This is a genomic window from Prevotella sp. HJM029 (assembly GCF_000599605.1).
Taxonomy (GTDB): Bacteria; Bacteroidota; Bacteroidia; order Bacteroidales; family Bacteroidaceae; genus Prevotella.
The window spans coordinates 42,058-53,291 of the sequence record NZ_KK082672.1 but is presented as its reverse complement, the minus strand read 5'-3'; the positions used below and the strand labels follow the sequence as shown (position 1 = coordinate 53,291).

General features: G+C 46.5%; 10 protein-coding genes. 1 reads left to right on the top strand and 9 read right to left on the bottom strand.

The window, feature by feature from the left end:
• From X919_RS17135 to X919_RS0111180, 9 genes are all read right to left on the bottom strand, one after another.
• A partial coding sequence (locus X919_RS17135; protein ID WP_216592161.1) for a DUF6261 family protein occupies window positions 1–919 on the bottom strand: 919 nt, incomplete at its 3' end.
• A gap of 352 nt (window positions 920–1,271) precedes the next feature.
• A complete protein-coding gene (locus X919_RS15335) occupies window positions 1,272–3,047 on the bottom strand; it encodes a hypothetical protein (RefSeq protein WP_253270136.1) in 1,776 nt (591 codons plus the stop codon).
• 50 nt (window positions 3,048–3,097) lie between these two features.
• Window positions 3,098–3,286 (bottom strand): hypothetical protein, encoded by a 189-nt coding sequence (locus X919_RS0111210; protein ID WP_028900191.1) that lies wholly within the window; start codon window positions 3,284–3,286, stop codon window positions 3,098–3,100.
• Between the two features lie 419 nt (window positions 3,287–3,705).
• Window positions 3,706–5,820, bottom strand: coding sequence for an outer membrane beta-barrel protein (locus tag X919_RS0111205; RefSeq protein WP_028900190.1), 2,115 nt, complete (start codon window positions 5,818–5,820; stop codon window positions 3,706–3,708).
• Window positions 5,821–5,884: 64 nt separating this feature from the next.
• A complete protein-coding gene (locus tag X919_RS0111200) occupies window positions 5,885–6,127 on the bottom strand; it encodes a hypothetical protein (protein ID WP_028900189.1) in 243 nt (80 codons plus the stop codon).
• Window positions 6,128–6,157: 30 nt separating this feature from the next.
• Window positions 6,158–6,724 carry a Maf-like protein gene (locus X919_RS0111195; protein ID WP_028900188.1) on the bottom strand — a complete coding sequence of 189 codons (567 nt, stop codon included), beginning with the start codon at window positions 6,722–6,724 and terminating at the stop codon, window positions 6,158–6,160.
• A gap of 11 nt (window positions 6,725–6,735) precedes the next feature.
• Window positions 6,736–7,254, bottom strand: a complete 519-nt coding sequence (locus tag X919_RS0111190; protein ID WP_028900187.1) for a KdsC family phosphatase — start codon at window positions 7,252–7,254, stop codon at window positions 6,736–6,738.
• Window positions 7,247–8,035 carry a Rossmann-like and DUF2520 domain-containing protein gene (locus X919_RS0111185; RefSeq protein WP_028900186.1) on the bottom strand — a complete coding sequence of 263 codons (789 nt, stop codon included), beginning with the start codon at window positions 8,033–8,035 and terminating at the stop codon, window positions 7,247–7,249. The genes X919_RS0111190 and X919_RS0111185 overlap by 8 nt, the downstream gene beginning before the upstream one ends.
• Window positions 8,032–8,664 (bottom strand): TetR/AcrR family transcriptional regulator, encoded by a 633-nt coding sequence (locus X919_RS0111180; protein WP_028900185.1) that lies wholly within the window; start codon window positions 8,662–8,664, stop codon window positions 8,032–8,034. Before X919_RS0111180 ends, X919_RS0111185 begins: the two co-directional genes overlap by 4 nt.
• A 150-nt stretch (window positions 8,665–8,814) precedes the next feature.
• Between X919_RS0111180 and X919_RS0111175 the strand changes: the two genes are divergently transcribed.
• The gene (locus tag X919_RS0111175) at window positions 8,815–11,100 is read left to right on the top strand and encodes an NADP-dependent malic enzyme (protein ID WP_028900184.1); all 2,286 of its coding nucleotides are present in this window, start codon (window positions 8,815–8,817) and stop codon (window positions 11,098–11,100) included.
• Window positions 11,101–11,234: the final 134 nt, after the last annotated feature.

Sequence of the window (11,234 nt, the reverse complement as noted above, 5' to 3'; positions counted from 1 at the left end):
GCAAATCCTTCTCGGCCACCTCGACCAATTTCTTGCGGCTCACCTTCGCCCAAACGCTGGTTGCGCGGCCGTCGATGGTCAATCGATAGCACTTCGAGCTGCCCGACCCGCGGTTTTCACCCGAATAATGCACCGCTTCGGCCGCTACGCCTAAGGTCTTTGCGAAATCATCGAACAACGGCGTGAGCATCTTGCGTTGCTCCTCAATCTTCGCCGCATTGGCTTTCGCATTCGTCGTTTCGCGCTGTTTAATCACCATGTGGCGGTCGTGCACATAGTTGTTGTAGTGCTGAATCAAGGCCGTGATTTTCTCGCTCGGTTCCAAATTATCCAATGCCACCACACGCAACAACACCTCATCGATGGCATCATTCGTTGCCGTGCGCAGCTCCTTCAGGTCGTCCACATCCTTGCCCCCTTTGTAGCGGTTGTGATAGCGATCGTCGAAAGCCGTGTTGGCTGTTTCCAAACGCGTGATAGCCGCTGTGAGATTCAGCTTTGTTACCGCCGCCGTGCACTCAGCACTTTTCAAATCGGCCACCAAATTTTTCACCAATCCCGACTCTTTGTCGTAGTTGGCACGCACTACGCCGGGATACCTCCTTGCCACCTCTTCGATTTTTTCGGCGGCGCTCACCTCGTCGGCATCAGCGCTCAACTGCGCCAAATCCACAGCCTTCATCAAAGCCCTGTAGGCCGTGTCGCGCACGCCGTCCAACTGGTCTAAATCCTTTGAGCCCTCCTTCGTTCGTGGCCTATTCAAAGCCTCGTCCTCGCGCCCTACGGCATCTTTTAAAGGTTTCAACACGGTGGTTAATTTCTCAACTTGTGCCTCTTGGCACATGCGCAGCACATGGCTGGCATACTGGTAGTGCTCCATTCCAGGGAGCTTGCTACGGTCTAAAGCAGTTAATTTCATTGCTTGTTAATGTATTTAAAGTTGACTTTGGGAATACCCCAAAGCGTAGTTTTTTCGTGTTCTATCCCATTCTGAGGTCAATATGGCCGTTACATCGTTGCAGCAACTGATTCTGAGGTCAATATGGCCGTTACATCGCTGCAGCAAACGATTCGGGGGGCAATATGGGCCATTACATCGTTGCAGCAACTGATTCTGAGGTCAATATGGCCGTTACATCGCTGCAGCAAACGATTCGGGGGGCAATATGGGCCATTACATCGCTGCAGCAACTGATTCGGGGGGTCAATATGAGCCATTACATTGTTGCGACAGCCCATTCGAGACTCCCCAAACATAGCTTTTTACGCCCTTAGAATTTAACAAAGGGCCTAACCCACGTTCTGTAATTTGATGCGGAAAAAGCTATATTTCCATCAAGAAACCAAACATCACCACATCTAACCTTACCACCAAAACTTTCAAAAAATTCAGTGCTTGTCCAATAGCCATGTATCCCAGGAGGAGTGATTCCTAAGTCTATAAGGTCGAGGTAAAAGGCAGAGCTGGCCCATTTATAGTTCGTACCTTCAGAGGCTTGAGTACCATCACTAAAGCCCGACGCAACTGCAAATAAATACATTTCTCCGGTACTGGGCAGATACCAGTTTGCTGTGGCCATTGTTCCCGTCAATGTCACGCCACTGTTTTGCAACTCTTCGCGGTAATGAGCCGCACGATAGAAAGCCGGATAGAGGGTAGGCTGATTGGCCTTAATCGTTGTTCCATCGGCACTGCCAGATGCCTCCCAAGTGTACCGATAGCCATCCATATCTTGAATCATTGCAGCAAGCTCTGACCAATTAGGCCAAAAAGCATGTGTCCCATCGCCATAATATTTATAATTGAAGGGATGGATATATGGGCCTGTATACAACTCAATGCGTCCTCCGGCAACCTCATTCAGAGCAGCAGCCAGCCGTCTGCTTTGACTCACCACCAAGCCAATAGGCACTTTCGGCGAGGCGAGCACATGACCCAGCTTGTCGCGATAGAGCGGTGTTCCATCCGATTTGCGCAAACGTGTATATTGCGTGGCATTGATAAAGTCGGTGCTGCCATCGTTCATCAGATAGAGATAGTTGGGACGCAGCTTCACGTTGATGATATACGACCCATTGTTTTGCATTACCACCGCAGGATTGGGCGCGAGGGTGAGCGAAGCATTGTGATTGGCAAAATCAGCGCGGTAAATCTTTCCGCTATGGAAGGTTAGCTCTAATTTCGAAGCATCGGTTGTCGGCAGAAAATAAAAATAATCGTTGGTGAGGCTGGGGTAGTTAATATCTTGATAAGCTCCTTCTACTCCCCCATGCATATTACCTTCTACCCAAGTATTGTTAGCCGGGAATGTGCAGTTTTCACTCAGTGCCGCATGGGTGTAGCCTGTCCAGCTATCGGCAACGGCATCGTAGACCACTTGGTTGGGAACGGAGGTGGCGTTGACCGATGAGAGCGTGGCGGACATGGCGGGATAGGGCATGTAGCCGGTAAGCTTGATTTTCATGCGGGCACCAAGGTGCTTGAGGTTGAACACCACTTCTTGGGTCTCTAACTGCGAAGTGATGACCACGCCGGTGGTACGGCCAATCTGCGCATTGCTCATGTTGGAACGGTCGACGATGAACGTGTTGCCGCTGCGGGTTAAATCGCTATAGAGCACAAAATCGTAGGTGCCGGGGGCTAACACCATGGGGTTACCCGTGACATAGAACTCGCCGTTATTGACGGTTCCGGTGACTTCGGCTTTCAGCGTAGAACCTTGATAGGCCAGCATGGTGTAGGTGCCATTGGACAAGGCACGTGTGGTGGTGTTGTCGGCCTTGGTGGTGTCGCGCTGAATAGACACTTCGGCCAAGAGGTTGTTGTCGAGGTCGATTACTTGTTTGCTGAGTGTGTCGGGCGCAAGGGTGCGCGTGCCCTGCACTTCTTCGTCGGCATTATAGTCTTCAAAATTCACTTTGAAAGTGATTTGCTTTGCCGTGTTCACTTTGTCGTCGGCTTGGTTGTCCAACTCGTTGTGGCAGGCCGACAGTGCTAAAACGGCTGCGGCCATTGCTGCTAATCTTGTTATTTTCGTTATCTTCATTTGATTTTTCCTTTCTTTTGTATTTCTAAAACTTGTTTCCATTGCCGAGATTAAGGTGCAACGTCACCTTCGTCGCCAATGAGAATGGTTCCGCCCTCTGATTCTTCATCGTTATCCCACTGTGTGGTCGTTGACCCCGTAGCATGGGGCTTTATACTGCCACAAATGAACTGCTCGGTTTGCATTGCATAAACCTTGCTTTCCGGAGTTACGTAAACTCGTTTTGTTTTTTTCTTCATTTTGTTAAAACCATTTTATGTTGTGAATTATTTTATCCTTGTTTTGCATACAAAATCCATTCATTTATGCACGCAAAAAAGGTGTGCAAAAAGTTTATGAAAAACTTCGTGCACACCCTTTGTGTGTAAGCGTTTATGTTGTATATTACGCGTGCGTCACGCGTACCTTTATATTGGTCTCGCTCCTGTGTGTGTGTGTGTGTGTGTGTGTGTGTTTACACAATTATTTGGATTGACCAAATAAATAGGCATCAAAAAAGCGGCAGAAGAAAAATTCTTTTGCGCTGCGAAGGTTGCCTTATGGTGTAAACTACTCATCACTTCACTTTTTTGTTTCACGAGCGCAAAGTTATAAACTTTTGACGAAAGCGAAAAAACTTTGCGCCCGATTTTTTATGTTGCCTGCTGATTTTTGCCGTTTATAGCCCACGTTGCAAGCGCGAAATGTCGGCTGCAGGCTGCTGCTTCTCGGCATAATCGCCTAATTTGATGGTCAGCGACACTCCAAACTGGCGATAGCAGGAGCGATCGAAATGCAAGGAATAGCCATTTTGTTGGAAACGCGGATGGGCAACAGCTGTGCGAAACAGGTCGTTGGCAAAGGCATGAAGGCGGGCACGTTGTTTCCAAAAATCCCAGTTCACGCCCACGTCAACACTCCCTGTGGCAGGAATATCCCAAGTGCCTTGTTTGGTTTTAGTTTGCACAGATGCATCGAGCGTCAACGCAAGATGATGTAGGGTGGAAAGTGTGACCACATTCTTGAGTGCGGCTACGCCATAGATTGCCACTCGATTGAACGCCATATAGCGCACGGCATGATTAAAATCGCGTTGCCAAATGCCCATCAATGTGAGTCGGCTGTCAATCATCTGCCCCACCTTTTGTGGAATCACTGCTTGCAAGCCTGCCTGCTCTCGATATTCTAAATTGACAGGCAGCAGTAAGACACTTTCTGCTGGAGATAAATTCACACTGGCTTGACGCATGAGGCATTCGTCGGTATAAGTATACCATGCCGTGAACTGATAGCGTTGTTTCAACAAATAGGTTAGCTGCGTCTGATAGGATGTGGCGGGATGCAAATCGGCATTTCCCATCAACAGATTAAAGTTGCCTCGAGTTGGCATTATGATGGGCTGCATCGCCCAATAATCGGGATATTGCAAGCTTGAGCTTAAACTCAACAACCACATGTGATTGGCATGCGGCATATAGGTTATATTCAATGTGGGAAGGGGACGCCAATCATTGAGCGCATCCAATCTTGGCAGATGATAATATTCGGCCGCCAACGAAGCATCAACGTTTAACTGCTCGCTAAACCGCTTGCTAAATCCTGCATAGGCATTGACAAGCGTCTCTTGGCCATCATGGTGGTATTCTTCGCTATAGGGCATGCTTGGAGTGGGCAATATCATAGCCATGGTGTGATTGACTTCATCGTGCGTTGTTTTGAGCCAAGCTCCATAGTGCAGTTGCCAACTACGGCTCAAATTGTGGGTTTGCTGTGCATAAAATCGCCAGCTTTGTACATTCATCTTGCTTTCGATGCCTTCATAAAGTGTTCCCGACGACAAACTCGCGGCAAAGAATTGGTCGACAGGTGAGCGAAACCATGTTCCTTCAACGCCCACTTTTAGCCCAAAGGGTGCTTGATAGTCAAGGCGCACGTCATGAAGCCACGGACGATATTTTAATCGGTCATTGCCCGATGTGTAGCCAGCAAAATTGCGCTCAAACTTTTGATGATTGTAATCGCCTTGATATGCTAACGACAACTGGTTGTTGGTTGCAAACTGATAGGCTGCACCCAATTGGTAGGTGTGAGCAAAGACATGTGCATGGGTATCTTCGTTGCTCATGATGGTGGGGAGAGAACCTGCTGCTGTGCGATAACCCAAAGTTTCGTTTTCGAAACCAAAACGGAGGCCATGCGAATGCAGATAGAATGCATCCAAACTGAACTTTCCTTTGTGATAGCGGCCAGCTATCCGCTCTCCGAATAATGCGTCGTGGTCTTGATGATAAGCCAAATTCAGTTCTCCTGAAAAGGTTTTACTCAAGTCTTCACTGCGTTTCAAAACAAGATTGATGAGCCTGCCATGCACCTGATAGTGTGCGGGAGAGGCATACATCACATCTACTCGCTCAATGCTACTTGCAGGCATACTCTTTAGTTGTTGTGCCACTTGTTCAAACGATAAGGAAGAAACCTGACCATCGATGGCAAACGAAACGTCTTGCCCCAATAATTGTAAGTTGCTATTCGTTTCAATGACTCCAGGCAACAACTTTACGGCTTCCCAAGCATTATCGGCTCCTCGCCCTTGGAGAAGACGTTGCAAATCATAGCAGATGGTGACACCTTTAACCTGTGCAATGGGTGCCGCACCTCGAACCATGATTGTTGGAAGTGTCTGGGCAATGCTATCCATGCAACTCAATCCCATTGATGTTTGCGCTCCGACACTGCAGCTAATAGCAAGGGATAATCCCAGCACATAAGCTTTTCTTTTTGTGTTCTGCTTCATAAAAGTAATGTTTAAAGGATATATTAAAAGTTTAAATGCTTACAGATAAGTCCTCTGCCCTACATTATTTCTTGCGCAGGCCAAAGCAAAGCCAAACCACTAACGCTGCAATCATTGTGATGTTGACCAGCAACACCACACCTAAGCGATTGATTTCAGCTTCTACGATGGGGGTGATGACAGCATCAGAGGAAGCCATTTTAATAGCGAGGAGAAGATGCTCTTTAGCCAATTTCCAATAGTGGAAATCAACCATCATCAAACCATGGAAAACAATTAAGAGAATGATTTTTGTAAAACGATTCATAGGGCTTTCTAAAAAAGGGATTAAAAGGATTTAAAAGTGCTGCAGTTCTTCATAGACGCGTTGCACGGGAAGTCCCATCACATTATAATAACTACCATTCAAAGCGGTGACACCAATATAGCCTATCCATTCTTGAACGCCATAGGCACCCGCCTTGTCAAGCGGTTTATAGGTGTCTACATAATAATTGATTTCAGCTTGCGAAAGCGCTTTGAACGTGACATCGGTGGTAACTTTAAACGCTACTTGTTTGTGCTGTGTAGTCAAACTAACGCCAGTCACCACCTGATGTGTGCGGCCACTGAGCAAAGCCAGCATGGTTTTAGCGTGGGCTGCATTTCGAGGCTTCCCCAAAATCCTATTGCCTACAACGACAATCGTGTCGGCAGTGATAAGCAGTTCTTCGGGCTGTAGTTCTGCGCAATAGGCTTTCGCTTTCAATTTCGACAAATAGAGTGGCACCTCTTCTGCCGGCAAATCGTCGGGATAGGTCTCATCGATACCCGCCTTCACCCGCACTTCGAAAGGCCAATCTAATCCTTTTAAAAGTTCTTGTCGGCGAGGCGAATTGCTCGCCAAGATTAAATGATAGTCCATACGCTTCTGTTTTACCAGCCAAACGCTTTTTCATCAGCGAGCCATTTGCCTTGTGCACGCAACACTTGCTCTATGACATCGCGCCCTACTCCTTCACCTCCACGCCGTTGACTCACATAGGTAGCTATGGATTTAATATCTGTAGCTGCATCGGCGGGACAACATGCACAACCACACTCACGCATCACTTCGTAATCGGGAATATCATCGCCTACATAAATCACTTCATCATGGTTCAGTTGATACAGAGCAAGAAACTCTTGATAAACCGTTTGTTTGACAGAGGCTCCCATGAACATGTCAGTAACACCTAAGCCCTCATAGCGTTTTCTCACAGCCTCCGTTTTGCCACCTGTAAGGATCGCTATACGCAATCCCACCTTGATAGCCAATTGAATGGCATATCCATCTTTGATGTTGATGGTTCTGAGTGGTTCACCTGTGGCCGAAAGTACGATTGTCTCGGCCGAAAGCACGCCATCGACATCAAAGATGATGGCTTTTATTTTTGACAAATCATAATTAATCATACACTTCCTGATTTTGTGCAACAACATGTATCGACTGACTCATAAGCTCATAAATCTTTTGCAAACGAGGATGATGGCGTAGCAGTTCGAGTTGCTTGTTAATGATATTCTCATCGAAACGGACAGCAGGTCCTGTTTGAGCGACCTGAGGTGTCAGCGTGTTTACCTTGGTCGCTGTTTCATTGATTAGAGGTAATAGCGTGGAGAATGGAATCTGCTCGGTTTGCAACACTTCATTGGCCAACTCATAACAGTGATTGGTAAAATTGCAAGCAAACACCGCTGCCAAATGAATAGCCTGACGTTGTGACGAACTCATCCAGTGAATTGTCGAAGTAAGTGTTTGTGTAAGCTGCTGAAGTGTAGCTGCTGTAGCTTCATCTGATGCTTCTAAAAAACAAGGTATGTGCTGGAAAGCGACCTGTCTTTGCTTTGAAAACGTTTGCAAAGGATAGATTACTCCATAATGATTCACATGTCCTTTAAACACATCCATAGCAACACTACCTGCCGTGTGTACAAAAATCTTATCCATTTTGCCAGCACAAACCATAGAGATTGCCTCGCATAATACACTATCTTTAAGTGCAAAAACATAGAGATTAGCGGCATTGGTGATGGCTTTCCATTCTGATATAGGCTGCGCTTGTAGTTGTGAAGCCAAGATTTCGGCATGTGCTTGCGTGCGACTATATACCTGTATGATACGATGTCCTGCTACCTTCAGTGCCTGTCCTAAGTGCGTAGCCACATTTCCCGAACCAATTAATGTTATATTCATTTCAAAGAATTGATTTGAGTTTCGAGCTGTGCTATCCCCTTTTCTGTGCAAATGCTGCGTATGAAGAGTAAAAGTACGTTGTGGAAAATGTGTTGCACCCCATACTTTTGATATAGTTGCGCTTCCATTACATATCTCATCACAACTTGCTCAATATCACTCATCAACATAATATTAGCATCAACACAAAAGAATCCCTGCTTCACGCCTGTTTCAAAGAAATCTTTCATCTGCACGGAGCGCTCTGTATGTAACTGTGTCAAATAGGCTATTATTCGGTGATACTTATGTAAATCAGAGAAGAAAATTGGATTTAAGTCCTTCACTGCGTCCATTCGCAACTTGTAATATAGTGCCATCACATCAATTACTGTGACAGCCTTTGTTGCCATAAACTTTTTTATTTGATGGTCATAGTCCTCTTCTCTTTGCTTAATCCCCTCGAAAAGTAAAGCCTCTTTATTCGCATAAATCTCGTAAAGCGTACGCTTTGAAATGGCTAATTTTTGGGCTATATCATCCATTTTTACTTGTTTGATGCCTCGTGCACAAAACTCTTTCATGGCCGTTTCTAAAATGCGTCCACGCAATTGTTCTCGATATTCAGTTGGTGTATTTGTTTTATACATGCGCCATTACTAAATAATAATTGTCTGATAATTTTGATGCAAAGTTACAAAAAAACATAGAAAGCTATTAGGGTATAGGCCGTTTTTAGTAACTTTGCACGCATAGCAAAGAAGCATACGACGATAAAAAATAATAGTATTTTTAAAGATATGGTAAAGATTACGAAAGAAGCAGCACTGGAATACCACTCAAATGGGCGTCCAGGAAAAATTGAAGTAAAACCCACCAAGCCCTATAGTACACAAACTGACCTGAGTTTGGCCTATTCTCCAGGCGTGGCTTTCCCATGCCTCGAGATACAAGCCAACCCAGATGATGCCTATAAATATACTGATAAAGGCAATCTTGTGGCAGTTATTAGTAACGGAACTGCAGTTTTAGGGCTGGGCGATATAGGTGCCATGAGTGGCAAACCTGTGATGGAAGGCAAGGGATTGCTATTTAAAATCTATGGTGGAATAGATGTTTTCGATATAGAAGTAGCCGAGAAAGACCCCGAAAAATTCTGTGAGGCCGTGGAAAAGATTGCGCCCACTTTTGGTGGTATCAACTTAGAAGACATCAAAGCCCCCGAATGTTTCTACATTGAAGAGCGTTTGAAGAAAACGTTAGACATTCCGGTGATGCATGACGACCAGCATGGAACAGCTATCATCTCTGCAGCAGGCCTACTCAATGCGCTTGAAGTGGCAGGCAAAAAGATTGAGAATGTGAAAATTGTTGTGAATGGTGCGGGTGCTGCAGCCATTAGTTGTACAAAGCTTTACATTGCATTAGGTGCAAAGCTCGAAAACATTGTGATGCTCGACTCACATGGCGTCATCAATATCGATCGTAAAGATCTGAATGCTCAGAAAAAGCAATTTGTTACCCATCGCACTGATGTGCACACATTAAAAGAGGCAATAAAAGACGCCGATGTGTTCTTAGGCTTGAGCAAAGGCAATATATTGACGCAAGACATGGTGCGCAGCATGGCCAAGAATCCCATCGTGTTTGCTTTGGCCAACCCCGTGCCCGAGATTTCTTACGAGGACGCTTTAGCCAGCCGTCCCGATGTGCTGATGAGCACGGGGCGCAGCGATTATCCCAACCAAATCAACAATGTCATCGGCTTTCCATACATCTTCCGCGGTGCGTTGGATGTGCATGCCAAGGCTATCAACGAAGCCATGAAGCTGGCTGCCGTGAAAGCAATTGCCGAATTGGCCAAACAGCCTGTTCCTGACGTGGTGAATGAGGTGTATCGTGTGACCGATCTCACCTTCGGACCGAAATATTTCATCCCCAAACCTGTCGATCCTCGCTTGATTACCGAGGTGAGTGCGGCCGTGGCTAAAGCCGCTATCGAGAGTGGCGTGGCACGCACTACCATCACCGATTGGGAGGCTTACAAGCAGAATTTGCGTCAGCTATTGGGACAAGAAACGGCTCTCACACGCAAGCTCCACGACACGGCGCGCCTACATCCACAACGTGTGGTGTTTGCAGAAGGTGGACACGCCACCATGATGAAAGCTGCGGTGCAAGCCAAGCAAGAAGGCATTTGCGAGCCTATTCTGTTGGGTAATCCCGATCGACTCAATCGTTTGGCCGCCCGTTTGAAGTTGGATCTTACGGGAGTAGAGATTATCGACATGCGCGCCGACCATGAACAAGGGCGTCGTGCCACTTTTGCCAAGCAATTAGCCGAGCGACGTGCACGGCAAGGATACACCTTTGAAGAGGCCTATGATAAGATGTATGAACGCAATTATTTTGGTATGAGCTTAGTTGAAAACGGTTATGCCGACGCCTTCATTACCGGCCTCTACACCAAATACAGCAACACCATTAAAGTGGCCAAAGAGGTGATTGGCATCAAAGATGGTTACAACACCTTTGCCACGATGCACATTTTGAACACCAAGAAAGGCGTCTATTATGTGGCCGACACGCTCATCAATCGTCATCCCGATGCCGAGGTGCTCACTGATATTGCCAAACTGAGCAAGCAAACTGTGGAGTTTTTCAACGAAGAGCCCGTGATAGCCATGCTCAGCTATTCGAACTTTGGCTCCGACGAGGTGGGTAGCCCCACGAGAGTGCACCAGGCGGTGGAACAGATGCAAAACGAGTTCCCCAATTTGGCCATCGATGGTGAGATGCAAGTGAATTTCGCTCTCGACAAAACGCTGCGCGACGACAAGTTCCCTTTCAGTCGGCTGAAAGGCAAAGAGGTCAACACGTTGGTATTCCCCAACATGAGTAGTGCTAATTGCAGCTACAAACTGTTGCAGGCTTTAAATCCCGATTGCGAAATCATCGGGCCCATTCAAATGGGTTTAAATCGCGCCATCCACTTCACCGACTTTGAAAGTTCGGTGCAAGATGTGGTCAACATCACGGCCGTTGCTGTGATTGACGCTTATGTAGAAAAACTGACCAACGCATAGGCAAGCCAAGCTATATGCCGAAAAGGTATTTGGATTCGGCATCCCATCTATCGGTTTATCAGACGTAGGACATAAGTCCTCTCTGGTAAACCGATTTTTACATTCACCTCCCCGAAGAAGACTCCGTATTAAGC